Genomic DNA, 23,668 nt, shown 5'->3' with positions numbered 1-23,668 from the left:
CCGGGGGTGGTCAGGTCAGCGCGTCCGCGGCGCGTTCGACGTGGTCGAGTGCGACGTCGAGGCGGCGGACGAGCTCGGTGCTGTGGGTGCGCAGTTCGTCGGGCCGGTGGCGCTGCCAGACGCGTGCGTGGGCGCCGGTCATGCGGACGGCGGTCCAGCCGTGGGCGACGGCGGCGACGGCGGCGGCGGCCTCGGCGAGTTCGGGCACGCGCAGTTCGCGTCCCCGGGTGCGCAGGTGCTCGGCGTGCAGGCCGGCCTGGGCCTGGATGTTCCAGCTGATCACGTACAGCTCGGCGAGGGCGTCGGCGGCGGCCTCGGTGCCGGGGGTGAGCGCGCACAGGTCGTCGAGGTAGCGGCGCAGGCCGGCGGCGCCGCTGAGGGTGCCGGTGTCGGATCCGTGGCGCCAGCGGGCGAGGTTGTCGCGCAGGACGTGGTCGAGCCGGCCGGGGCCGGGCTCGGGGACGGGTCCGCGCATACGGGCCTGGAGCCAGCGGCGGCCGCTGGGGCTGGCGCTGAAGAACACGTCGGCGTCGTCGGGCGGGTTGAGGGAGCCCCAGGCGGCGAGGAAGTCGGCGACGGGGATGGGGCCCTGGAAGGCGGGCGGCTGGGCGTCGGAGACGTACACCTCGGTGTCGGTGATCCGGTAGACGACGAGGAGGTGGGCGGCGTGGACGTCGTGGAAGGCGGGGCGGAAGGGCAGGTGGTAGTTGTCGACGGCGGCGATGGGCAGCACGCCGGCGGCCAGGGCCGCGCGCAGGTCCTCCAGCCCGTCGCCCTGGCCGTCGCTGCGGTGCCAGGTCGACTCGAAAGGGTGGAAGAGCGCCAGGCGGCGGGCGAGGGAATCGGGTTCGGCGAGGAAGAAGTACTCCTCCGGGCTCCAGGCGCCGGCGCGGCGGCGGAACTCCCAGGGCTCGCCGAGGACGGTGACCGGGTCGTGGCCGTCGTGGAGCAGCACGGTGGCCAGAGTGGCGTGCAGGCAGCTGCCCAGGTCGCGGGTCCACAGTCGCACGGGCGGTGCGGTGGGGGCGCTCATGCGGTCGTCCCGTCCGCGGTGCGCGCTCCCGCTGCGGTGCCGGTGAGGACGGTGAGGGCGAAGACGTGCAGGGCCACCAGGCGGGGCAGGCGCAGGGCGGTCGCGGTTGCGCGGCGCGGCATGCCGATGCGGGTGAGCCACATGGTGGTGGGCAGGCTCTGCTGGACGTGGTGGGGGTAGTGCATGCGGGTGGTGCGGAAGGCGGGCAGTTCGCCGAACTCCGGTGTGCCGTCGAGGAAGTCGGAGACGCGTACGGGCAGCGGGTCGGCGTGCCCGTCGGCGTAGTGGGCCCAGATGGTGTCCTCGCTGCGGCGTTCGGAGGCGGCCAGGAGGTGGATCCAGTCGTACTGGCCGGGTGGGAGGGCGATGAGCTGTCCCTCGCAGCGGACGTTGTCGCCGTCGGGGCGGGGGTTGGGCCAGGCGAAGGGGATGCCGGCGATCTCGACGAGGCTTCCGGGGGCGGGCAGTTCGCCGGCCGGGAAGGAGTTGCCCCAGGCGTTGAGGCGCCCGTGGTCGAGGTCGTCGGGGGTGGTGGCGGCCCGGTTGTTGAGCAGGTCGTCGAGGCCGATGAGGCGGAACTCGGGGGCCGGCGCGGTGGCGGGCAGGCGCCGCAGGAGCCGGTCGGGTGGTGTGTCGGGGCGTGCGGTGGGGTGTGTCGTCTGGCTCATCGGGCCCCCGGTCACTGGAGTTTTTCGTGCGTGCGCCCCGGCAGCCGGTCGGGGGCGGGCACGGTGCTGAAGTCGACGATCATGGTGTCGCGCCAGCCGGACGGGCTGTTCCGTTCGGGCCGGATCTCGCTGACGGCGTGGTCCATCTCGGTGTCGGACAGCAGCAGGGTCTCCAGCGGCTCGGTCATGGTGACCGTGTGCTGGGCCTTGTCCTCGCCGCGCCGGTAGACGGTGTTCTCGCCGCCGACGACGTGGTGGCGGCCGATCAGGTGGATGGCGACGTAGGCGTGGCCGTCGCAGTGCCGGCCCTCGGGGGCGGGTTCCGAGCCGCCGCTGGTGTCGGTGAGGACGCGGATGAAGTGGATGCCCAGCTCCCAGTCCCGTACGCCCACGGCCTCGTTGACGAGGGTGACGCCCTCGCGCAGGATCCGGGCGAACGGGGGGCTGGCCAGCGCGGAGTCGGTCAGCGGCTCGAACACGCGCAGCTGGTCGCCGAAGACCGGGTTGACCTCCTTGCTCTGGAAGAACCCGGTGCCGCGCAGCGGTTCCAGGGTGCCGTCGCGATGGGCGAGCACCCGGCCGTAGCGGCGGTTGCGGCGGCAGCGGGCCGGGCCGAGGTACGCGTCGGGCACCAGGGCGTCCCACGCGGACGCGAACTGCTGCCAGTCGGCGCCTGTGGTCGGTTCGCTCAGGCGGCCGTGGGCCCAGCCCCGGTGGGCGAAATCGTCAGCGCGGAGACTTCCGGGTGTCGGCTTTCCGGTCATCGCCGGGTCCTGGCCTGGACGTCCATGGGTGGATTCCCCTCAGCGGTTTCGGTTCTACGGTTCAACGGTTCGACGTCAACGGGCGCAACAGAAACCACAGCATCGCAGGGATCATACTACAAACACTACATTGCTGTCCTGCAGACTGTTGCCGGGTGACCGGCCCGGGAGGGGCACCGTGCGTGCCCGTCCCGGACCGGCCGGGCGGGTCAGCCGACCGGTTCGGCGACCGGGTCCTGCCGCACCGCCGTGTCCCCCTCGACGTCGTCGGCGGCGGCGCCGATCTCGGCGGCGAGGAACTGCGCCAACGCTCGGACCGTCGGGTTGCTCCACAGGATCGTGGGCGGCAGGTCCACCGCGAAGCAGCGGTGCAGCCGCACCCGCAGGGCCACGGTGAGCACCGAGTCGACGCCGAGTTCGAGCAGCGGGCGGTCGATCGCGATGTCCTCGGGGGCGAGGTTGAGTTCGGCGGCGACCTGTCCGTGCGTCTCCGCCAGCACCAGCTCGGCCAGTTCGCCGGCCGGCACGGCCGGCCAGTCCACCGCCGCCGAACCGGTTGCCTGCGCGCCGGCGTCGGTGACCGACAGGTGCGAGAACACCGGCAGAGTGTGGCCGGGCAGCACCCGCAGCACCGCCGCGTAGGGCAGGGCGTAGCGCTCGGCGTAGCTCCAGCTGCGCAGCGCCTCGGAGACGGTGATGCCGCCCATGCCGCGGGACTCGGCTTCCAGGATGGTCGCCTTGCCGGTGGTCTCGCCCATGCCCCGCCCGATCCACTGGGCCCAGGCGAAGCTGGTCGCCCCGCTCTCGCCCTGGTGGCGGCGCAGCGCGGCCAGGGCGTCCAGGAAGGAGTTGGCGGAGGCGTAGCTGACCTGGCCGGTGAGGCGGGCGAGCTGGCCGCAGGAGGAGAACATGGTGAAGAAGTCCAGCGTGCCGGCCGGGAAGAGCCGGTGCAGGACCATGGCGCCGTCGGCCTTGGGGCCCATGGTGGTGTCGAGGTTCGCCGGGCCGCTGTTGTCCACGAGGGCGTCGGAGACGACGCCGGCGCAGTGGACGATGCCGCGCACCGGCGGCAGGTCCAGGGCGGCGGGGTCCAGGGCGCGGGCGGCGGCCTCGAGGTCGGAGACGTCCAGGCGCAGGACCTTGACGGTGGCTCCGGCGGCCTCCAGGGCAGCGACCTCGGCGACCTGGGCGGCGACGGCGGGGTCGGTGACGCGGTCCCACTCGGAGCGGGGCGGCAGGCCCCGGCGGCCGATCAGGACCAGTCGGCGGGCGCCGCGTTCGGCGAGGTGGCGGGCGGCGTCCAGGCCGAGCGAGCCGAGGCCGCCGGTGATCAGGTAGGTGCCGTCGGGGCGGCAGTCGGCGGCCTCGTGGGCGGCGGGCCGCTCGATGCGGCGCAGCCGGGCGGCGAAGACGCCCTCGGTGGTGAGGGAGAGGACGTCCTCGGTGGGCGGCAGGGCGCCGATGAGGGCGGCGGCCCCGGCCGGGTCGGCGTCCTCGGCGAGGTCGATGGTGCCGCCCCACAGGTCGGGGCGTTCGCCGGCGACGATACGGCCGGCGCCCCACAGCGGGGCGTGGGCGAGGGCGGCTTCGGTGCGGGCCTCGCGCACACCTCGGGTGAGCACCCACACGGTGGGGCGGTGCTTCTCCTCGGGGATGGCGGCGATCTGCTGGACGGCGTCCAGCAGGGCCCCGGCGCAGCGGCGGGCGGCGTGCTCGGGGGCCTCGCCGGGCAGCAGGGCGGGCGGGGCCACGAGGACGGCGTCGCCGGCCCTGAGCAGGCCCTCGCCGATGGCGGTGGCGTCGGGAACGGCTCGGGTCTCCACGCCGCGGGCAGCGAGGGCCTCGGCCAGGGCGGGGCCCTCGTCGGGCCGGCCGACGAGCAGGGCCCGGCGGGGGGCCGGGGTGCGGGCGGGGACCTCGACGGCCTCCCAGGCAAGTTCGTGGACCAGGTCGCGGGGGCCGGCGGCGCCGGAGCCGATGTCCTGGACCTTGATGTAGCGCAGGCCGCGGGCCTGGCAGACCACCCGTCCGGTGTCGTCGGCGACGGTCATGTCGATGGTGTCGGGGGTGCGCGGGTCCCGGGTGGTGTGGACGAGGATGCGCGCCGGCGGGGCGCCGCGGAAGGCGAGGGACTCCAGGTGCGAGCAGGTGCGCAGGACGGTGGAGTCCTCGCTCATCACGAGGACGCCGCTGGCGGTGAGGGCTGCGTCGACGACGGCGGTCCAGCTGGAGGGGTGGAGTTTGGGGGTGTGGTCGACGGTGACGGTGGCGAGCTGTTCGCCGTCGCCGCGGACGAGTTCCTCCACGACCCAGGGGAAGGTGTAGCCGTCCACGCCCATGGCGCGGAAGATGCCGTCGACCTTGGCCCAGGTCCAGGAGACGGGGCAACGGGCGCGGATGGCGTCCGGGTCCTCCAGCTCGGTGGCGGTGAGCTCGGGCTCGCGCACGACGGTGGCGGTGGTGTGGGTGAGCCACTCGTCGTCGTGGGCGGCGGTGCCGTCCTGGTCGCGCTTGATGCGGCTGGCCAGGCGGGCCTTGTCCTGTTCCATCACCACCTGCACGACGCGGGTGGGGTGGGCGGCCAGGGGGATGCGGAAGACGATGTCGCGCAGGCCCCAGGGTTCCTCGCCGTCGCCGGCGGCGGCGGCGATGAAGGAGTTGAGGACGACGGAGGCGGGGACGGTCTCGACGCCGACGACCTTGTGGGACTGGGCGTAGGGGCGGTTGTCCATGCTGAGTTCGGTCTGCCACACGCGCTGGACGGGGGCGCTGGCGACGGTGGTGCGGCCGCCGATGAGGGTGTGCTTGTCGGGGTCGTGGCCGCGGCCGGCGCCGTGCTCGGCCGGGGTGTCGGGGAAGATCCAGTAGGGCCGGTGCTGCCAGCGCACGGCCGGGACGTCGACCAGTTCGCCGGGGCAGGACCAGGTGACGGGGGTGCCCAGGCAGTGCAGGCGGGCCAGGTTGGCCAGCAGGGTGCGCTGTTCGGGCTGGTCCCGGCGCAGGGTGAGGGCGACCTGGGTGTCGGGCAGGTCGGCGTCCAGGGCGGTCTCGGTGATGGAGTGGGCGACCACCGGGTGGGAGGAGACTTCGAGGAAGACGCGGGCGCCGTCGTCCAGGGCGGCGCGTACGGCCTGGTGGAAGCGGACCGGGTCGGCCAGGTTGGTGGCCCAGTACTCGCCCTCGCGGGGCGCGGTGGAGCGCGGGTCGGCCAGGGCGGTGCTGTAGAGCGTCACGGTCGGGGCGGTGGCGTGGAGTTCGCCGGCGGCGCGGCGGACCTCGTCGAGGATCCCGTGGACGTGGGGGCTGTGGAAGGCGACGTCGGTGTTGACCCGGCGTGCCTGGATGCCCTCGGCGGCGAGGTCGGCGACCAGTGCCTCGACGGCGTCGGTGTCCCCGGAGACGACGGTGGACAGCGGGCTGGCGGCGATCGCGGCGACCACGCCCTCGCGGTCCGCGGTGCGCTGCTCGACGTCGGCGAAGGCCAGCGGGACCATCGCCATGGCACCGCGGCCGGCGGCGGCCTCCAGGGCGCGGGCGCGGCGGCAGGCGAAGCGGGCCGCGGCGGTGCGCTCCAGACTGCCGGCCACGACGGCGGCGGCGATCTCGCCGACGGAGTGGCCGATCACCGCGCCGGGGCGCAGGCCGAGGCCGGACCAGACCTCGGCGAGGGCGACCTGCATGGCGAAGGTCATGGCCTGGGTGCGGGTGACGGTCCAGGGGCCGCCGGCCTCGATCGCCTCGCGCGGGGTCCAGCCGAGCTCCTCGGCGAACACCGCGGCGAGCTCGTCGATGACGCGGGCGAACCGGGGCTGCGTCGTGAGGAGTTCGCGGCCCATGCCGGTCCACTGGGAGCCGTGTCCGGAGAACACCCAGACCGCTCCGGCGGCGCCGCTGTCGCCGAAGGCGGAGGCGGCGCCGGTGGCCGCGGCGGGCGAGGCCTCGGCGTCGGCGAGGGCGTCGAGGCCGGCCAGCAGCTCCTTGGTGTCCTCGGCCACCACGGCGGCGCGGCGGGCCAGGTGGGAGCGGCGGGTGGTGAGGGTGTGGGCGAGGTCGTCGAGGTCGGTGCCGGGACGGGCGCGCAGCCAGTCGGCGGCCTCGGCGGCCAGGGCGCGCAGCCCCTGCTCGGAGGCGGCGGACAGCGGGAACAGCCGCGGCCGGGCGGGGCCGGGCCGGTCCTCGGTGGCCTGCTCCCCCGCGGCGGGCGCACCGGCCGCGGCGGCCTCCTCGGGGCGGGGTGCCTGCTGGAGGACGGCGTGGGCGAGGGAGCCGCCGACGCCGTAGCTGGAGACGCCGGCGCGCCGGCCGTGCTCGCCCTCGGGCCACGGGGTCGGCTCGCCGACCAGGCGCAGTCCGGAGGCCTCCAGGCCGAGTTCGGGGTTGACCTCCTGGTGCGGGCTGGGCGGCAGTTCGCCGTGGCGCATGCCCAGGAGGACCTTGATGACGCCGGCGATGCCGGAGGCGGCCTCCACGTGGCCGACGTTCGGCTTGAGGGTGCCGATCAGCAGCGGGTCGTCGGCGTCGCGTCCGGCGCCCAGGACCCCGCCGATCGCGCGGGCCTCGGCGGTGTCGCCCAGGCGGGTGCCGGTCCCGTGCGCCTCGACGTACTGCACACTGCGCGGGTCGATGCCGGCGCGCTCGTAGACCTCGCGCAGCATGCGCCCCTGGGCGTCGCTGTTGGGCGCCATCATGCCGTCGGAGCGGCCGTCCTGGTGCAGGCCGCTGCCGATCACCAGGCCGTGGATCGGGTCGCCGTCGCGCTGCGCGTCGGACAGGCGCTTGAGGACGACGACGCCGCCGCCCTCGCCGCGGCCGTAGCCGTCGGCGGCCTTGTCGAAGGCCTTGCTGCGCCCGTCGGAGGAGGTCGCGGAGGCGGCGTCCAGGGCGACCACCAGGGCCGGGGAGGCCATGACGTTGATGCCGCCGACGATGGCCACGCCGGTCTCCCGGTTGCGCAGGCCCTGGCAGGCGACGTGCAGGGCGGTGAGCGATCCCGCGCAGGCGGTGTCGACGGCCATGGAGGGGCCGCGGGTGTCGAGGAAGTAGGAGATGCGGTTGGCGATGCCGTAGAAGGTGGTGCCGTTGACGGCCCAGGCGCCGGTGCGCTCCAGGTCCTCCAGCAGGCGGCGGCCGTAGTCGTTGGAGTTCGCGGCGACGTAGACGCCGGTGTCGGTGCCGGCCAGGGAGGTCGGCGGCAGCCCGGCGTCGCACAGGGCTTCCCAGGCGAGTTCGAGCATGATGCGCTGCTGCGGGTCGAGGTACTCGGCCTCGCGGGGGGTGATCTGGAAGAACTCGGCGTCGAAGCCCTCGATGTCGCGCAGGAACGAGCCCTTGCGGGTGGTCGTGCGCAGGATGGCGCGGGTCTGGGGGGTGGTCTCGTAGGGGTCCCACCGCCGGGCGGGCATCTCGCCGACCGAGCTGCGTCCCTCACGCAGGAACTCCCACAGCCTGCCGGGAGTGTCGAGGTCGGGAGCGAAGCGACAGCTCATGCCGATCACCGCGAGCGGTTCCTCGGCGGGGGCGGGGTTCGCCGGCTGGGTCTGCTGCGTCTCAGGCAACGTGCACCTCTCCCGTCTCGACACCGGTGCGGCGCAGGCTCAGCGGCCGCAGGTCTGTCCATACCTGGGCGATGTGCGCCAGGCATTCGTCCTTGGGGCCGTCGAAGCCCTCTGCGACCCAGCCGTCCGGGACGTCCTGTCCGGTGGGCCAGATCGAGTACTGGTCCTCGTGGTTACGCACCACGAGGTAGGTGCGATCATCCGTACTCATCAGGGACCATTCCTTTCGCAGCCCTGTTCGGTGGGTCTCATGACGTGGTCTCATCCGTGGCCGTGCGGGGCGGGTGCGGCGGTGTTCCGGCGGGGGCGCCGGTCGCGGCCGCGGGTCAGGACGCGTCGAGCGTCCGGATGTACCCGGTCAGCTGGGCCGGGGTGTGCAGGGCCCGCGTGCGCAGCAGTTCGCCCAGGTGGTCGGGGGCGGTGCAGCGGCGCAGGGTGCGGGGGGCCGCGGCCGAGGGGTCCGCGGCGAGGTGGGCGGCGATGGGGCCGGCGAGGCCGGCGACCCAGACCCGGACGGGGTCGAGGGCGGCGACGCGGGTGTACCACTGCTGGTCGGGGCAGGGCCGCAGCGGGTGTCCGGCGGCGCGGACGGCGGCGACCAGGTCCCGGGTGGTGCCGACGGCCGCGGGGACCGCGTCGACGTGGCGGGTGCCGGGGGTGGTGTGGCCGTGGTCGGCGTGCAGGATCGCGTGGGCGGCGGCGTCCCCGGGCAGGGCCTGGAAGAGTTCGTTGTCCTCCAGGTCGAAGCTCGCGGGGAAGGCGCCGGTGTCGGTCATCGCGCGGGTCCAGCTCCACACGGCGTCGGCGGGGTTGATCTGGTGGCGCTGCTCGTCGCCGAACACGCTGGGGATGCGGACGACCGTGGCGGGCACGTCGTGCTCGGCGGCGTGGTCGAGGTAGAGCTCGGCGACGGCCTTGGAGCGGACGTAGCCGTTGGCGGCGCCGGGCAGGACACGTAGCGGGCCAGGGGTGACGGTGGCGCCGGGCGGGTTGGCGGCGGAGTCGTGGACGGAGCTGGTGGACACCAGGGTGAGGCTCTTGCGGCGGCCGCGGGCGGCGAGGTCGAGCAGGGCGGCGACGCTGTGGGTGTTGGCGGCGGCGAGTTCGTCGTAGGGGTAGACGTGGTTGACGTGGGCGGCGGTGTGGACGATCCGGCCGGTGCGCTCGGCGAGCCGGTCGCGGTCGTGGCCGGTGAGGCCGAGGCCGGGGGCGGCGATGTCGCCGTCGAGGAGTTCGAGGCGGTCGGCGTGGTCCCCGGGGTTCAGGCCGAGGCCGGCCAGGGTGGCGGTGAGCCGGTCGCGGCGGCCGGCGGCGCCGCGCAGCAGGCAGGTCACGTGGGCGCCGTCGGCGAGGAGCCGGGCCAGAACGAAGCGGCCGACGAAGCCGGTGGCACCGGTGAGCAGGACGGTGGTGCTCGGGGCGGCGGGGCGGGAGGCGGGGCGGGGGATGCGGGCGGTGCGGGTGGCGAGGTCGGCGCGTACGGCGGCCAGTTCGGCGTCGGGCGCGTCGACGACCGGGTCGGTGACGGGTGTGGCGGCGGCGGTGCGCAGGTCGTCCACGGCGTCGGCCAGGGGCTGGAGCCGGGAGCGGCGGAAGAGGGTGTCGACGGGGACGTCGGTGCCCAGGGCGGTGCGGATGCGGGCGACCAGGTGCATCACCATCAGGGAGTGGCCGCCGAGTTCGAAGAAGTCGTCCTCGCCGCCGACCGCGGGCACGCCGAGCAGCTCGCACCAGATCGCGGCCAGTTCGCGGGCGGTGTCGCCGCACGGGGGCTCGCCGCGCGGCCCAGTGGGTGCGGTGTGGTCGCGGCGCTCGGCCAGTGCCCGGCGGTCGAGCTTGCCGTTGCGGGTGAGCGGCAGTTCGTCCAGGACGGTGACGGTGGCGGGCACCATCCACTCCGGCAGGGTGCGCAGCAGGGCGCGGCGTACGGCGGCGCCGGTGGTGACGGTGCCGTCGGCGGGGACGACGTAGCCGGCCAGGGCGGCGGAGCCGAGGCGGTCGCGTTCGAGGACGACGGCGGCGCGGGCGACGGTGTCGAGGGCGTCGAGGGCGGCCTGGACCTCGCCGGGTTCGATGCGGTGTCCGCGGATCTTCACCTGGTCGTCGGCGCGGCCGAGGTAGACGAGTTCGCCGTCGGGGCGGCGCAGGGCGAGGTCGCCGCTGCGGTACATGCGGGCGCCGGGGCGGGGGCTGAAGGGGTCGGGGAGCATCCGCTGGGCGGTGAGTGCGGGGTTGGCAACGTAGCCCAGGGCGACGCCCTCCCCGCCGACGAAGATCTCGCCGGGCACGCCGGTGCCGACGGGGTGGAGGGAGTCGTCGAGCAGGTGGAGGGAGAGGTCGGGCAGCGGCGGGCCGATGAGGGAGGCGGGGTCGTCGAGGTCGGCGGTGCGGACCGGGCGCAGGGTGACGTGGACGGTGGTCTCGGTGATCCCGTACAGGTTGACCAGCTGCGGGTGCCGGTCGCCGTGGGCGTCGGTCCAGGGGCGCAGGGCGGCGTGGTGGAGGGCCTCGCCGCCGAAGACGACGTACCGCAGGTCGGTGTCGCCGGGGTGCTCGAGGAGGGCGGCGGAGACCTGGCGGAAGGCGGAGGGGGTCTGGCTGAGGACGGTGACGTGTTCGGTGCGCAGGAGGTCGGCGAACACGTCGGGGGCGCGGGTGGCCCAGCGCGGCACGATGACCAGGCGGGCGCCGTGCAGGAGGGCGCCGAAGAGCTCCCAGACGGAGAAGTCGAAGGCGTAGGAGTGGAAGAGGGTCCAGACGTCGTCGGGGCCCAGGTCCAGGTGTTCGTCGCAGGCGGCGAGCAGGCGCAGCACGTGGTGGTGGGTGACGAGGACGCCCTTGGGCCGGCCGGTGGAGCCGGAGGTGTAGATGACGTAGGCGGGGGCGTCGGCGGGGACGTCGACGGGGGCGGGGGTACCGCTGTGCCAAGCGGGGTCTTGCCAGTCGACCGTGAGGACCTGCGGGCCGGTGTCGAGGACGAGGGCGGGGGCCTTGGCGAGGTCGGGGGTGGTCAGGACGGTGCGCACGCGGCATTCGGCGAACTGCTCGGCGGTGCGCTCGGCGGGGTTGTCCGGGTCGACGGGCAGGTAGGCGGCGCCGGCGCGCAGGACGCCGAGGACGGCGGCGGGCAGGTCGACGGTGCGTTCCAGGACGAGGCCGACGATGCTGCCGGGGCCTTCGCCGCGGGCCTGGAGGGCGGCGGCGACGCGGTCGGCGCGTTCGGACAGCCGGGCGTAGTCGAGGTGTTCGCGTTCGTCCTGGACGGCGGTGGCGCCGGGACGGCGGGCGACGTGGGCCGCGAAGGCGCCGTGCAGGGTGGTGGGGGCGGGCGGGGCGGCGGGCGGGGGCGGGGTGAGCCCGCGGGCGGGGAACAGGACGTGCTCGCCGGGCCGGTGGATCTCCAGGTCGGCGACCGGGACGCCGGGGGCGGCGAGGCCGGCGCGCAGGAGCGTCTCCAGCCAGTCGGCCCAGCGGGCGACGGTGGACGCGTCGAGGAGTTCGTCGTCGTAGGGCAGGTAGCCGACCACCTCGTCGCCCTCGCACCACAGTTCGGCCATCAGGTCGTAGTGGGTGGCGCCGCCGTCGAGTTCGGCGAGCGCGGTGTCCAGGCCGGGCATCCGGGGGGTGGGCGGGGCGCCGTCGCGCAACGAGAAGGAGGTCTGGAAGACGGGGGTGCGGCCGGGGTGGCGGGGGCGCTGGAGTTCGCGCACCAACATGTCGAACGGCAGCTCCTGGTGGGCCATCGCCCCGGCCAGGGCGGCGCCGGTGCGTGCGACCAGGGTGGGCAGGTCGGGGCGGTCGCCGAGATGGATGTGCAGGGGCAGCCAGTTGAGGAAGTAGCCGATCATCGTCTGGGTCTCGGGGCGCGGGCGGCCGGCCACCGGGACGCCGATGACCACGGAGTCGGTGCGCACGAGTCGGGAGAGCAGCGCGGCGTGGCCGGCGAGGAACGCGGCGAGCAGGGTGGTGTCGTGGGCGCGGGCCAGTTCGCGCAGTCCGGTGACGAGGTCGGCGCCGAAGCGGACGTGGTGGAAGCGTCCCTGGCTGGCGCGCAGGGCGGGGCGGGGGCGGTCGGTGGGCAGGTCGAGGGCGTCGGGGGCGCCGTCGAGGTGCTCGCGCCAGAAGTCGAGGGTGCGGCGCAGGGCGGGGCCGTCCAGGGCGGCGCGCTGCCAGGCCGCGAAGTCGGGGTAGTGCAGGTCGAGCGGGGCGGGGGCGGGGCCCTCGCCCCGCTCGTGGGCGTAGAGGGTGCCGAGGTCGTCGAGGAGGATGCCCAGGGACCAGGTGTCGGACACGATGTGGTGCTGCACCAGGGCGAGCAGGTGGCTGCGCTCGGCGGTGCGGTAGAGCGTGCAGCGCAGCAGCGGGCCGCGGGCGAGGTCGAAGTCGTCGGTGACCAGCTGGGAGGCGAGGTCGCGGGCGGTGGCCTCCGGGTCCTCGGCGGTGGTGCAGTCGACCCGTTCCAGCGGCAGCGGCAGGTGTTCCAGGACCAGTTGACGGGGCCTGCCGTCGCGCTGGCGGAAGACGGTGCGCAGGGCTTCGTGGCGTTCGACGAGCCGGGACAGGGCGCGCTGGAGGGCGTCGGGGTCGAGGTCGCCGTCCAGGCGCAGGGCGACGGGGACGTGGAAGATCTCGCGCCGGGTCAGCAGCTCGTACATGAACCACAGGCGTTCCTGCTCGAAGGAGCAGGGGGCCTCGGCGGTGTCGTCGGCGCGGCGGGTGATGCCGGCGGCGGTGCCCTCACGGGCCAGCATCCGTTCCACCAGCCGGCGCTGCCGGGGGTTCAGGGCGGCCAGGCGGGTGCGCAGCGCGGCCAGGTCGGGCGGGGCCGTGCCGTCCACCGGTGCGTCCGGCCGAGTCTGCGGCTCGGTCGGCTGGTCCATGGCGGGAGCTCCTTCGTCGGTCGGTGGGGCCCGGGTGCGGCGCGGTGCGGGGTGCGGCGGGGTGGCGGGTGGCCGGAGGCGGTTCAGTGGACGGTGAAGCCGCCGTCCACGACCAGTTCGGTGCCGGTGACGCCGCCGGAGTGCGGGCCGGCCAGCCACAGGCAGGCGGCGGATACCTCGGCTGCGGTGACCAGGCGGCCGATCGGGTGCAGGGCGGCGGAGGTGTGTTCGTAGTCGGGGAGTTCGGCGCCCATGGCGGCGGCGACGGCGCGGGTGCTGCGGGTGCCGAGCGCGTCGTCGTCGGCGACGGTGCTCGGGCTGACGGCGTTGGCCCGTACGCCGTGGCGGCCGTACTCCAGCGCGATGGCCTTGGTCAGGCCGATCACCCCGTGCTTGGAGGCGACGTAGTTGGCGTAGAGCTCGAAGGCGACCCGGGCGCCGGTGGAGGCGGTGTTGACGATCCGTCCGCCGCCCTGGGCGACCATGTGCGGCAGGACGGCCCGGCAACAGCGCCAGGTGCCGCTCAGGTTGACGTCCAGTGCGAGCTGCCACTGGTCCTCGGTCAGTTCGTGGGTGCGCCGGCCGCCGGGTCCGAGCACGCCGGCGTTGTTCAGCAGGACGTCGATGCGGCCGAACTCGTCCAGGCCGGTGTCGACCGCCTTGTCGACGGCGCTCTGGTCGCGCACGTCGGCGACGGCGGTGAACACCCGGCTGCCGAGCCGGCGGCAGGCGTCGGCGGTCTCCTCCAGGTCGCGCCGGCTGGACATCGGGTAGGGGCCGGCGTCCGGGGCGCAGTGGTCGGTCAGGAGCAGGTCGGCGCCTTCGCGGGCGAAGGCCAGGGCGTGCGAGCGGCCCAGGGCGCGGGCGGCACCGGTGATCATGGCGACGTGGCCGTCGAGCAGCATCAGGCCTCCAGGGGATCGGGAGGGGCGGCGAACGGGCGGGCGGCCAGCTGCCGGGCGAGCCGGGGCAGAGCGAGCGCCAGCACGTCGATCGCGCGGTGGAGGTCGCTGAGCGGGAGGTGTTCGTCGGTGGTGTGGTCCAGGTGGGCGTCGCCGGGGCCGTAGGCGGCCATCGGGACGTCCCACGGGTCGAGGGTGTTCATGTCCGAGGTGCCGGCCTTGAGCTTGAGGGTGGGGCGGGCACCGTGGGCGGTGATGGCGGCGCGCAGCTGGCTGACCACCGGGTCGGCGCGCGGGCGGGTCACCCCGGGCACCCGTTCGTCGACCCGGATGCGGGTGTGCGGGAGGCTGCGGGCGAAGCGCTCCAGTGCGTCGAAGTCGAAGCCGGGCGGGACCCGGCAGGTGAGGAAGGCCTCGGCGCGGGCGAGGTCGCCGCTGAGGCGGGTGAGGGTGGCGGCGGCGACGGCGAAGGCGATCGGGTCCTGTTCGTGGGGGGTCAGGGCGCGCAGGTAGTCCTGGACGTCCCGGGCGAAGCCCACGGCGCGTTCCACGGCGGTCGGTTCGGGGCTGCTGGTGTGCAGCGGCGGCTGTTCGATCTCGTACTCGAGGCCGGTGCGGCCCTTGTAGCCCAGGCAGACGCCGTCCCAGCCGCTGGGTTCGCCGATCAGCACCGCGGCCGGGCGTTCGACGGTGGCCAGCACGTGGCGGGCGCCGACCGATCCGGCCACCTCCTCGCCGACCGCGCCGATCACGTGCACCCGCACCCCGTGGGTGCGGGCGGCGGCGCAGATCATGGTGACCATGGCGCCCTTGGCGTCGACCGCGCCGCGGCCGTAGAGCAGGTCGCCGATCTGGCACACCGGCACCTGGCCGGGGACGGTGTCGATGTGGCCGAGCAGCATGACGGTGGGGCCGTCGGGTGGGCCGATCAGGCCGTGCGCGTTGCCGACCTCGTCGACGTGCGCCCGGAAGCCGAGGGCGGCCATCTGCTCGGCCAGGAAGGCGGCGACCGCGCGTTCCCGTCCGGAGACGGAGGGGATGCTGAGTGCGGCCCGAAGCAGCCACGCGGGGTAGTCCCCGCCGGCGGGGTCGGGGCGGACCTGGCGGGCCAGGGCGGGGCGGCGCTCACTCATCCGAAGCCTCCTCGCGCAGGGGGGCGTCCTCGCGCAGCCGGGTGCCGGAGCCGGTCAGCGCCCGGTGGATCGGCCGGGCCTGGTGGGCGGTGGCGATGGCCACGTGCGGCACGGTCCGGCTGGCCCGTAGCCCGGCCCGCACCTTGTGCCGCATGCGTCCGCGGACGGTGTCCCCGTCCAGGTGGGCGGGGCCGACCTCGGGGATGCGGCTGTCCGGGTCGGCGGGGTCGGCCAGGACCCCGCCGACGTCGGTGAGCAGGACCAGCGCCGACGCTCCCAGCGCCTCGGCCAGTCGGGCGGCCGCCTCGTCGGCGTCCACGTTGAGCAGGTTGCCCTCGGGGTCGCTGGCGGGCGGGGAGACCACGGGGACCTCGCCGCGTTCCAGGGCCGCGCGCACCAGGGCGGGGTCGACGTGCTCGATCCGGCCGGCCCGGTCGTCGCGGATCATGACGGTGCGTCCGGCGTGCACGGACCGCAGGGCCGGTTTGCGGGAGGCGGTCAGCAGCGCGCCGTCCGCGCCGCTGAGGCCCACGGCCCGGGCGCCGCGTGCCCGCAGTCCGCCGACCAGCTGGGGCTTCACCTGGCCGAGCAGGGCCAGGGTGATCACTTCGAGCATCTGCGGGTCGGTGCGCCGGCTGTGCGTGCCGTCCGGGGACCGGATCACCTGCCGCTCGACGCCGAGCCGGTCGGCCAGCCGGTCGGCGGCCGCGCCGCCGCCGTGCACCAGCACCGCGGGCCGGCCCCCGGCGGCCAGCTCGGCCAGTTCGTCCAGCACCGGCACCGGGTCGGATCCCCCGCCGATCTTGACGACGACCACCCCTTCGGCCGCCGGGCCCTGATCCTGTGCCATCTCCCGCCCACCTCCCGTCGCCGTCGTGTGCGTGCCGCTGTGCCGTCGCGCCGTTCCGTCGGGATCGTCGCGCCGTGTCGTGCCGTACCACTCCGCCCCGGGAGGGCGGGGTGCCGGGCGGGTGTCAGGCGGGGTGGAGGCCCGGGAATCCCAGTCCCGCGTCCTCGGGCAGGCCCAGGGCCACGTTCAGACTCTGCACCCCGCCGCCGGCCGCGCCCTTCACCAGGTTGTCCAGCGCGGCCACCAGCACGATCCGCCCGCCGTCCTCGTCCACCGCGCAGCCCACGTCCACGAAGTTGCTGCCGGCGAGGAACTGCGGGTCGGGCAGCCGGTGCACCCCGCGGCCGCGGGCCACCACCCGTACGAACGGGCTTGCCGCGTAAGCGCGTTGGAGCACCCGCAGGACATCCCGCCGGGTGACCGGCTGTGGCGGTGTGACGTGGCAGAGCACCTGCGCGCCGCGCACGGCCGGGACGGCGGTCACCGTCATCCGGGCCCGCACCCCGGCCAGCGCCGCGATCTCGGCCTCGTGCCGGTGCCCGGCGGGCCGGTAGACCCGGAAGGCCCGAGCCCGCTCGGCGTGGTGGGAGGAGGGGCCCGGCTCAGCCCCGGAGCCGGAGGAGCCGGCCCGGGCGTCCACCACCACGTCGCCCGCCACCAGGCCCGCCCGCTGCAGCGGGGCCAGCGCCAGTACGGCGGCGGTGGCCATGCAGCCGGGCACGCTGATCCGCCGGGCCCCGGGCAGCTCCCCACCGAACAGCTCCGGCAGGCCGGTGCGGTAGGCGTCCCCGGAGGCCGACCGGGCACCGGCCCGGAAGTCCGGGCTCAGGTCCACGATCGTCCCGGCCCGCTCCGCGATCCCGGCCTCCACTTCGGCCGACGCCCCGGCGGGCAGCGCCAGGAAGGCGGTGTCCACCTGTTCCAGCTCCTGCGGGGCGCGGAAGGTCAGCCCCAGGTGGTGCAGATTGGGGTGCACCTCCCCCACCGGCCGTCCCGCGTACCGGCGCGAGAGCGCCTGCACCAGGTCCAGCTCCGGATGGGCGTGCACCAGCCGCAGCAGTTCCCCGCCGGTGTAGCCGGCCGCTCCGAGAACACTCACCTTCACCGGGCCAACTCCCCCGAATCGTGGTCGACTTGCGCCATCGGCCGACTTTCCGCCCGGATCCGGCTGCCCGCGGGCGGCCGGGTGGGGCGGGGGCGGTGCTACTCGCCCCAGTCCTCCTCGACCTCGGGGGCCAGGGCCAGCACCAGCGGCCCGGTCGCCACCACTTCGAGCTCACTGGAGCAGTGTCCGCAGATCACGATCTCGGCGGCCAGCACATCTCCGGGCACGTCCACGGAGCCCTGGCACTCCGGGCACTGCGCGCTCAGTGCAGTGGTCATCTGTTGCCTCCTGCAGATTGTGTTGACTACTCTCTATCGAGAACACTGCAGAAACTAACACATGCTGCACAACAGCACACCCCCGAGATCGGTTCGGGGACCGTCGCCCCACACACTCTTTCAGCGCAGAACAGGCGGGAGGTCGGGTCCGGTGGAGGATGACGAGTACACACACTCTGCATTACAGGGTGTCGGATGTCCGAGGCGACGGCCCCGCCCGTGCGGCGCCGTCCGCCCGGAGGAGCCCGCCCATGCCTGAGACCGCCCGCACCAGGACCGCCCTCGCCCTGCTCGGCGGCACCCGGGCCGTGCCCAGGGACGCCCCCGGCGGCACCTGGCCGATCGTCACCGGCGCCGACGAGCAGGCCGTCCTGCGCGTGCTGCACGGCGGCAGGCTGAACGCCGCCTCCCCCGGGGAACCCGAGGTCGCCGCCCTGGAGGAGGCCTGGGCCCGGGCCACCGGGACCCGGCACTGCGTCGCCGTCGCCTCCGGCACCGCCGCCCTGCACCTGGCCCTGCGCGGCTGCGGGACCGGCACCGGCGACGAGGTGATCGTCCCCGCCCTGACCATGAACGCCACCGCCCACGCGGTGGCCGCGACCGGCGCGACCCCCGTCTTCGCCGACATCGAACCCGACACCTACACCATGGACCCGTCGCGCACGGCCGAAGCCGCCGGCCCCCGCACCGCGGCCCTGCTGCCGGTCCACCTGCACGGGCTGCCCGCCGACATGCCCGCGCTGAACCGCCTGGCCGCCCGCCTCGACGTCCCCGTCGTGGAGGACGCCGCCCAGGCCCACGGCGCGCAGCTGGACGGCCGGCGGGCCGGCGCGCTGGGCACCGCCGGCTGCTTCAGCCTGCATCCCCACAAGAACCTGCCCACCTGCGGCGAGGGCGGACTCGTCACCACCGACGACGACGGCCTGCGCGAACAGCTCGTACGGTTGCGCAACTTCGGCGAGCTGCAGCCCACAGGCGCGCGCAGCTACATCGCCCACCGGGCGGCGCTCAACGCCCGGATCGCGCCGATGGCGGCCGCGTTCACCCGCTCCCAGCTGGAACGCTTCGACGACAACGCCCGCCGGCGCGAGCCCGGGATCCGTGAATTCCTCGACCGGCTGGGCCGGTTGCCCGGGCTGCGGGTGCCGCGGATCCCGCCCGGGCGCACCCACGCCTGGCACATCCTGCGCCTGCTGCCCGACCCGCAGGAGCTCGGTCTGGGCCCCGAACACCGCACCGGTCTGCGCGCCGCCCTGCACCGGGTGCTGCGCGCCGAGGGCGTGCCGGTCTCCCAGTACCAGGTCGCCCCGCTGCCCGCGCACCCCGCCTTCCGCCCGACCGGGCCGGACGCCGGCTCCGCGCCGGACGAGGTGGCCGAGCGCTTCCCGGTGACCTGCGCCGTCGTCGACGGGTCGCTGTGCCTGCAGCGCCGCCACCTCGACCCGGACTCGGCCCCGCTGCTGCGCCACTACGCCGACGGCTTCGAGAAGGCCTGGGAGCACCTCGACCTGATCCGCCGGATGGCCCGCTCCCGCCCCGCCCCGACCTGGCAGGACGTCCTGCGCCGCGGCTGACCCGCACCACCCGCCCCGACCGCCCGCCGCCCGGACCGACCCCGTCCGAAGGGAGCCCGACATGGCCGCGCCGATCGCGACCGGCCCGCCCCACCCGCCCGCCGACACCCCGCAGGGCGGTGCGCCTGCCCCGGACGTCGCCCGGCCGCCAGGGGAGGACGGCACCCCGACCCCTGACGACACCCTGGTGACGGACCCGGCCCTGATGGCCCGGCGGATCCGGGAGGACGTGATCCGGATGGCCGGCGGCCCCGAGGGCGCGCACGCCGGCGGCAGCCTGTCCTGCGCCGAGCTGATCGCCGTCCTGCACACCCGGCTGCTGCGCCCCGGCGACGCCTTCGTCCTCAGCAAGGGCCACGCCGCCCCCGCGCTCTACAGCGCGCTGGTCCAGCTCGGCCGGCTCCCGGCCGGCGAACTGGACGGCTACGCCCGCCCCGGCAGCCGGCTGTTCGGCCACCCCTCGCACACCCTGCCAGGCGTCGAGTTCGCCACCGGCTCGCTGGGCCACGGCCTGGGCCTGTCGGTCGGGCTGGCCCTGGCCGAGCAGCTGCTCGGCAGCGGCCGGCACGTGTACACCGTGCTGGGCGACGGAGAGCTGCAGGAGGGCAGCGTCTGGGAGGCGGCCCTGCTCGCCGGGCACCGCCGGCTGCCCGGACTGGTCGCGGCGGTGGACCGCAACGGACTGCAGATCACCGGCGGCACCGAGGACTGCGTCTCCCTCGAACCGCTGGACGCCAAGTTCGTCGCGTTCGGCTGGCAGGTGCGTACCGTGGACGGACACGACCCGGCCGCGCTGGCCGAGGCCCTGCGTCCCTCCCCGGACGGCCCGGTCGCCGTGATCGCCCGGACGGTGAAGGGGCGCGGGGTGCCGTTCCTGGAACAGCGGGTGGCCGGCCACTACGCCAAGCTCTCCCCGGCCCTGGTGCGCCGGGCCCTGACCGCACTCGCCCGCCCGGCCGGAGGTGCGCAGTGAACGACGCCACCGCGGCCCGGACCGCGGAGGCCGCCGCCCCGGCCGCGGAGCCGCAGCCGGTCCAGCACTCCCAGCCGGGTCGGACCCCGGGGCCCGACCCGCGGGCCGCCTACCGCGAGGCCCTGCTGGAGCTGGCCGCCACCGACCCCCGGGTGATCTGCCTGGACTCCGACACCGGAGGCCTGGAGAACACCTTCGGCGAGCGGTTCCCCGAACGGTACGTCAACGTCGGGATCGCCGAGGCGAACCTGATGACGGTCGCCGCCGGTCTCGCCCGCCGCGGCTTCGTGCCGTACGTGCACACCATGGCCGCCTTCGCCACGCTGCGCGCCGGCGAGTTCCTCAAGCTGGACGTGGCCGGCAACCGGCTGCCGGTGCGGGTGATCGCCACCCACGGCGGCCTGGCCGCCGCCCACTTCGGCACCAGCCACTTCGCCCTGGAGGACCTGGCGGTCACCCGCGCCCTGCCCGACCTGGCCGTCGTCGTGCCCGGTGACGCCCGTCTGATCGGCACCGCCGTCCGGCAGTTGCACGAACTGCCCGGCCCCGGCTACCTGCGGCTGGGCCGCTCGGCCACGCCCGAACCGCCCGGGCCGGTGCCCGAGCTGCGCCTGGGCCGGGCCCGGGTGCTGCGCGAGGGCGCGGACGTCACGGTGGTCGCGGCCGGCCCGCTGCCGCTGCTGTTCGCCCTGGAGGCGGCCGACGTCCTGGCCGGTGACGGCACCGGCACGCAGGTGCTGGACCTACACACGCTGCACCCGCTGGACCACGACGGCCTGCTGGCCGCCTGCCGCGGCCGCGCCGGGGTGGTGACCGTCGAGGAGCACCGCCCGCAGGGCGGCCTCGGCGACGCCGTCACCGAGGTGGTCGCCGCCGAACTCGCCCTGCCCGTACACCGCCTGGCCGTGCGCGGACGCCCCGGCGAACGCGTCGCCGGCCAGCGGGCCGCCCTGGAGCAGCACGGCGTGAGCACCGCCGCGGTGGTGGACGCCGCCCGCAAGCTGCTGGCCGCCACCGGCGGGCTGAGCACCCCGCGAACCCGAGAAACCCGACGATGAGGTGATGACGATGGCCTACCGGGCCCTGGTCCACGACGAGGACCGCATCCGCTACGTGCAGAGCGTGTTCGAGCGGGTGCTCCGGCTACCGCACACGGTTTCCGCGGACGACGAGTTCTTCGAGCTCGGCGGCACCTCGCTGACCGCCATGGAAGTGATCGACCTGATCGAGGCCGAACAGGGCCGGCGCCTCCCGGTGCGCAACTTCTACCGGTCCACCGTCGTACGCGAACTGGCCGGTGAGCTCTCCCCCGGTTCCGACCCCGCCGCCCCCGCCGAACCGGCCGGTGGTCCCTGCTCCTCCCCCGCCGAGCCCCCCAGAGGTGCCTGATGCAGCGGTCCGCCCAGCGCACGGCCGCTCCGGCGGACGTGCCGGCGCAGCGCCGGAAGAACCTCCACTCCCTGACCGGCCTGCGCTTCGTCGCCGCCTTCCTGGTGCTGTTGTCCCACCTCGGCATCAACCTGCTGCCCCGCGTCGCCCCGCAGCAGACCTTCGTGCTGCGGCTGTTCTACGAGGCAGGCGCCGTCGGGGTGTCGTTCTTCTTCATCCTCAGCGGCTTCGTCCTGACCTGGGTGGCCCAGGAGGGCGACACCGTCGGGAAGTTCTGGCGCCGCCGGTTCTTCAAGATCTACCCGAACCACCTGGTGACGTTCGCGGCCGCGCTCCTGCTCGCGGCGAGCGCCGGCCACGCCCTGTCCGGGCGCGACAGCATCACCACCCTGTTCCTGGTGCAGTCGTGGATCCCCGACCAGAAGCTCCAGTTCAACCTCTGGTCGAACACCCCGGCCTGGTCGCTGGCCTGCGAGGTGCTGTTCTACCTCTGCTTCCCCTGGCTGGTGGCGCTGCTGCGCCGGATCCCGCCCGCCAGACTGTGGCTCGCGTTCCTGCTCACCTACGCGGCGATCTGGGCCGTCCCGCTGATCGCCTCCGCCCTGCCCAGGAGCGGCGGCACGCACCTGGGCACCCACCAGCCCTGGTACTCCATGTGGTTCATGACGTTCTTCCCGCCGGCACGGATGCTGGAGTTCGTCCTCGGGATCGTCACCGCGCTGATCGTCGTCAACGGGCGGTGGATCCGCCTGCCGCTGCCCGCCGCCCTGCTCCTGCCCGTCATCCCGTTCGTCGCCAAGGGCGAGGTGTCGGACCGGCTCGGCTTCGTCGTGCTCACCGCCGTCCCGCTCGCCCTGCTGGTGGCTTCCGCCGCCACCGCCGACATCGGCGGGCGCCGCACCCTGCTCGGCGGGCGGGTCATGGTGTTCCTCGGCGAGATCTCCTTCGCCTTCTACCTGGTGCACTGGCTGGTGGTGACGTACGGCTGGATCGGCCGCACCTCACCGCTGTTCGGCGCCAAGCGCGGCACCGCCTCGACCTGGCCGGCGGTCGTCGGCCTGTCCGCGCTGACCCTGCTCGCCAGCCTGGTCCTCGCCTGGCTGCTGTACGTCCTGGTGGAACGGCCCGTCATGCGGCGTTGGAGCCGGGCGGCTCGGCCCCCGCAGGCCGTACCGGCCCCGGCCTGACCCACGGACAGGCCGTGCGGACCAGCCGCGTGACCGGGCCCGCCGGAAGGAAACCCTCCCGGCGGGCCCGGTCAGGGGCGCGGGCGGCCGCCTCAGCGCAGGTTCTGCAGCCGGACCTGGCCGCGGGCCACCAGGCTGCCCACGGCGTCCACCGTCTCCACCGCCCACACCTGCTGGGAGGCGCCCCGGTGGACCGGAAGCGCCGTCGAGGTCAGCCGCCCGTTGGCCCCCGTCACCGGCGCGAAGAAGTCCGTGGAGTTGCTGACCCCGACCACCGTGCCCCGTTCCCCCAGCCAGCGGTCGGCGGCCACGCTGGCCACGGACTCCACCACCGCGCAGTGCACCCCGCCGTGCAGGATGCCGTGCGGCTGCAGCAGGTCCGCACGCGCGGACCACACCGCCACCACCCGGTCCCGGCCGATCTCCTCGAACCGCAGGCCCAGATGCTCCACGTAGGGTCCGAGCCACAGCTCCCGGATGCCTGCCACTGCTGTCGTCTCTGTTGCTTCTGTCGTGTCTGTCGTCATGGATCCCGAGAATCCCAGCTGCCCGCCGACCCGGCAAGGCCCCTCGGAACGGACCCGTTGTGTCCCTCGCCCCAGGAGTCCCGCCGGCCCTGCGGCGCCGACCCCCAGAAAGAGGTTCAACCGACCATGGTTCGCCCCGGATCGTGCGACTGCGGTGTGACCGTCCTGCTGACCGGCCTGCCCAGCGCGGGCAAGACGACCATCGCGACCCTGCTGGCCGAGCGGCTGCGCGGCGACGGGCACCGGGTCGAGGTCCTGGACGGCGACGCCATGCGGCGTACCCTGTCGGCAGGCCTCGGATTCGACCGCGCCGACCGGCACGAGAACCTCCAGCGGATCGGCCTGATGGCCGACGTCCTCGCCCGCAACGGCGTCATCGTCCTCGTCCCGGTCGTCGCCCCCTACGCCGACAGCCGCCGGGCCGTACGCACCCGGCACGCCGACAGCGGCACCGGGTTCCTCGAAGTCCACGTCGCCACCCCGGTCGAGGTCTGCGCCGAACGCGACGTCAAGGGCCTGTACGCGAAGCAGGCCGCCGGGGAGATCTCCGGCCTCACCGGGGTGGACGACCCGTACGAGACCCCCGAACGACCCGACCTCGTCATCCCGGCCCACCGCCAGAGCGCCGAGGAGTCCGCCGAGGCACTCCTGGGCCTGCTGGTGGCGAAGCGGTTCGTCGGGTGACCGCCGTGGACCCGCTCCTGCGACCCGCCGTCGCGCCGTGCACGTCGTCCGGGCTCCCGGCCCTGTCGCATCTGGACGCGCTGGAGGCCGAGTCGGTGCACGTCTTCCGCGAGGTCGCGGGGGAGTTCGAGCGCCCGGTGATCCTCTTCTCCGGCGGCAAGGACTC

The 23,668-nt window shown here is 75.0% G+C and carries 18 protein-coding genes and 1 pseudogene; 7 read left to right on the top strand and 12 right to left on the bottom strand.

The window, feature by feature from the left end; genetic code table 11:
• Positions 1-10: 10 nt before the first annotated feature.
• The 11 genes from ACWDBE_RS30665 to ACWDBE_RS30615 all read right to left on the bottom strand — a co-directional run bounded on the left by ACWDBE_RS30665 (position 11) and on the right by ACWDBE_RS30615 (position 17,168).
• Positions 11-1,033: a BtrH N-terminal domain-containing protein gene (locus ACWDBE_RS30665; RefSeq protein WP_449809615.1), complete on the bottom strand. Its 1,023-nt coding sequence runs from the start codon at positions 1,031-1,033 to the stop codon at positions 11-13.
• On the bottom strand, positions 1,030-1,701 hold the full coding sequence (locus ACWDBE_RS30660) for a hypothetical protein (RefSeq protein WP_449791259.1): 672 nt from the start codon (positions 1,699-1,701) through the stop codon (positions 1,030-1,032). Before ACWDBE_RS30660 ends, ACWDBE_RS30665 begins: the two co-directional genes overlap by 4 nt.
• Before the next feature lie 11 nt (positions 1,702-1,712).
• Positions 1,713-2,465 carry a 2OG-Fe dioxygenase family protein gene (locus ACWDBE_RS30655; RefSeq protein WP_449809614.1) on the bottom strand — a complete coding sequence of 251 codons (753 nt, stop codon included), beginning with the start codon at positions 2,463-2,465 and terminating at the stop codon, positions 1,713-1,715.
• A gap of 209 nt (positions 2,466-2,674) precedes the next feature.
• Positions 2,675-8,020 carry a type I polyketide synthase gene (locus ACWDBE_RS30650; protein WP_449809613.1) on the bottom strand — a complete coding sequence of 1,782 codons (5,346 nt, stop codon included), beginning with the start codon at positions 8,018-8,020 and terminating at the stop codon, positions 2,675-2,677.
• On the bottom strand, positions 8,013-8,231 hold the full coding sequence (locus ACWDBE_RS30645; RefSeq protein WP_449791262.1) for an MbtH family protein: 219 nt from the start codon (positions 8,229-8,231) through the stop codon (positions 8,013-8,015). Before ACWDBE_RS30645 ends, ACWDBE_RS30650 begins: the two co-directional genes overlap by 8 nt.
• 115 nt (positions 8,232-8,346) lie before the next feature.
• On the bottom strand, positions 8,347-12,900 hold the full coding sequence (locus ACWDBE_RS30640) for a non-ribosomal peptide synthetase (RefSeq protein ID WP_449809612.1): 4,554 nt from the start codon (positions 12,898-12,900) through the stop codon (positions 8,347-8,349).
• An 83-nt stretch (positions 12,901-12,983) separates the two neighbouring features.
• Entirely contained in the window at positions 12,984-13,805 is an 822-nt protein-coding gene (locus tag ACWDBE_RS30635) for an SDR family oxidoreductase (protein ID WP_449791264.1), read from the bottom strand.
• Positions 13,805-14,935, bottom strand: a complete 1,131-nt coding sequence (locus ACWDBE_RS30630) for a M20/M25/M40 family metallo-hydrolase (protein WP_449791265.1) — start codon at positions 14,933-14,935, stop codon at positions 13,805-13,807. The genes ACWDBE_RS30635 and ACWDBE_RS30630 overlap by 1 nt, the downstream gene beginning before the upstream one ends.
• Complete coding sequence (gene argB, locus ACWDBE_RS30625) at positions 14,928-15,785, bottom strand: acetylglutamate kinase (protein ID WP_449809611.1); 858 nt, start codon at positions 15,783-15,785, stop codon at positions 14,928-14,930. Before argB ends, ACWDBE_RS30630 begins: the two co-directional genes overlap by 8 nt.
• Positions 15,786-15,909: 124 nt before the next feature.
• Positions 15,910-16,890, bottom strand: coding sequence for an N-acetyl-gamma-glutamyl-phosphate reductase (gene argC, locus ACWDBE_RS30620; RefSeq protein WP_449791267.1), 981 nt, complete (start codon positions 16,888-16,890; stop codon positions 15,910-15,912).
• Between the two features lie 98 nt (positions 16,891-16,988).
• A complete protein-coding gene (locus ACWDBE_RS30615; protein ID WP_449791268.1) occupies positions 16,989-17,168 on the bottom strand; it encodes an alpha-aminoadipate/glutamate carrier protein LysW in 180 nt (59 codons plus the stop codon).
• Positions 17,169-17,419: 251 nt separating this feature from the next.
• Here ACWDBE_RS30615 and ACWDBE_RS30610 point away from each other — a divergent pair, with 251 nt between their 5' ends.
• The 5 genes from ACWDBE_RS30610 (at position 17,420) to ACWDBE_RS30590 (ending at position 22,291) form a co-directional block, all read left to right on the top strand.
• Complete coding sequence (locus tag ACWDBE_RS30610; RefSeq protein ID WP_449791269.1) at positions 17,420-18,742, top strand: DegT/DnrJ/EryC1/StrS family aminotransferase; 1,323 nt, start codon at positions 17,420-17,422, stop codon at positions 18,740-18,742.
• A 61-nt stretch (positions 18,743-18,803) separates the two neighbouring features.
• Positions 18,804-19,715 carry a transketolase gene (locus ACWDBE_RS30605; protein ID WP_449809610.1) on the top strand — a complete coding sequence of 304 codons (912 nt, stop codon included), beginning with the start codon at positions 18,804-18,806 and terminating at the stop codon, positions 19,713-19,715.
• Positions 19,712-20,773, top strand: a complete 1,062-nt coding sequence (locus ACWDBE_RS30600) for a transketolase family protein (RefSeq protein ID WP_449809609.1) — start codon at positions 19,712-19,714, stop codon at positions 20,771-20,773. Before ACWDBE_RS30605 ends, ACWDBE_RS30600 begins: the two co-directional genes overlap by 4 nt.
• A gap of 4 nt (positions 20,774-20,777) precedes the next feature.
• A complete protein-coding gene (locus tag ACWDBE_RS30595; protein ID WP_449791272.1) occupies positions 20,778-21,104 on the top strand; it encodes an acyl carrier protein in 327 nt (108 codons plus the stop codon).
• Complete coding sequence (locus ACWDBE_RS30590) at positions 21,104-22,291, top strand: acyltransferase family protein (RefSeq protein ID WP_449791273.1); 1,188 nt, start codon at positions 21,104-21,106, stop codon at positions 22,289-22,291. The genes ACWDBE_RS30595 and ACWDBE_RS30590 overlap by 1 nt, the downstream gene beginning before the upstream one ends.
• Positions 22,292-22,383: 92 nt before the next feature.
• Here the strand turns inward: ACWDBE_RS30590 and ACWDBE_RS30585 are convergent, their stop codons facing one another.
• On the bottom strand, positions 22,384-22,743 hold the full coding sequence (locus ACWDBE_RS30585; protein WP_449791274.1) for a PaaI family thioesterase: 360 nt from the start codon (positions 22,741-22,743) through the stop codon (positions 22,384-22,386).
• A gap of 201 nt (positions 22,744-22,944) precedes the next feature.
• Between ACWDBE_RS30585 and cysC the strand changes: the two genes are divergently transcribed.
• Together cysC and ACWDBE_RS30575 are read left to right on the top strand one after the other, a co-directional pair.
• A complete protein-coding gene (gene cysC / locus ACWDBE_RS30580) occupies positions 22,945-23,502 on the top strand; it encodes an adenylyl-sulfate kinase (protein ID WP_449791275.1) in 558 nt (185 codons plus the stop codon).
• 17 nt (positions 23,503-23,519) lie between these two features.
• Positions 23,520-23,668 (top strand): annotated as a pseudogene (locus tag ACWDBE_RS30575) (sulfate adenylyltransferase subunit CysD); the annotation flags it as partial.

The sequence above is a fragment of the Kitasatospora sp. NPDC001132 genome, from assembly GCF_053598415.1.
This window is presented reverse-complemented; position numbering and strand designations above follow the sequence as displayed.

Coding starts and splice junctions, on each gene's coding strand:
- ACWDBE_RS30635 (WP_449791264.1), bottom strand. CDS start 13,805: ATGCTGCTCGACGGCCACGTCGCCATGATCACCGGTGCCGCCCGCGCC.
- ACWDBE_RS30640 (WP_449809612.1), bottom strand. CDS start 12,900: ATGGACCAGCCGACCGAGCCGCAGACTCGGCCGGACGCACCGGTGGAC.
- ACWDBE_RS30595 (WP_449791272.1), top strand. CDS start 20,778: ATGACGATGGCCTACCGGGCCCTGGTCCACGACGAGGACCGCATCCGC.
- ACWDBE_RS30660 (WP_449791259.1), bottom strand. CDS start 1,701: ATGAGCCAGACGACACACCCCACCGCACGCCCCGACACACCACCCGAC.
- ACWDBE_RS30655 (WP_449809614.1), bottom strand. CDS start 2,465: ATGACCGGAAAGCCGACACCCGGAAGTCTCCGCGCTGACGATTTCGCC.
- cysC (WP_449791275.1), top strand. CDS start 22,945: ATGGTTCGCCCCGGATCGTGCGACTGCGGTGTGACCGTCCTGCTGACC.
- ACWDBE_RS30605 (WP_449809610.1), top strand. CDS start 18,804: ATGGCCGCGCCGATCGCGACCGGCCCGCCCCACCCGCCCGCCGACACC.
- ACWDBE_RS30630 (WP_449791265.1), bottom strand. CDS start 14,935: ATGAGTGAGCGCCGCCCCGCCCTGGCCCGCCAGGTCCGCCCCGACCCC.
- argB (WP_449809611.1), bottom strand. CDS start 15,785: ATGGCACAGGATCAGGGCCCGGCGGCCGAAGGGGTGGTCGTCGTCAAG.
- ACWDBE_RS30590 (WP_449791273.1), top strand. CDS start 21,104: ATGCAGCGGTCCGCCCAGCGCACGGCCGCTCCGGCGGACGTGCCGGCG.
- ACWDBE_RS30615 (WP_449791268.1), bottom strand. CDS start 17,168: ATGACCACTGCACTGAGCGCGCAGTGCCCGGAGTGCCAGGGCTCCGTG.
- ACWDBE_RS30610 (WP_449791269.1), top strand. CDS start 17,420: ATGCCTGAGACCGCCCGCACCAGGACCGCCCTCGCCCTGCTCGGCGGC.
- ACWDBE_RS30665 (WP_449809615.1), bottom strand. CDS start 1,033: ATGAGCGCCCCCACCGCACCGCCCGTGCGACTGTGGACCCGCGACCTG.
- ACWDBE_RS30645 (WP_449791262.1), bottom strand. CDS start 8,231: ATGAGTACGGATGATCGCACCTACCTCGTGGTGCGTAACCACGAGGAC.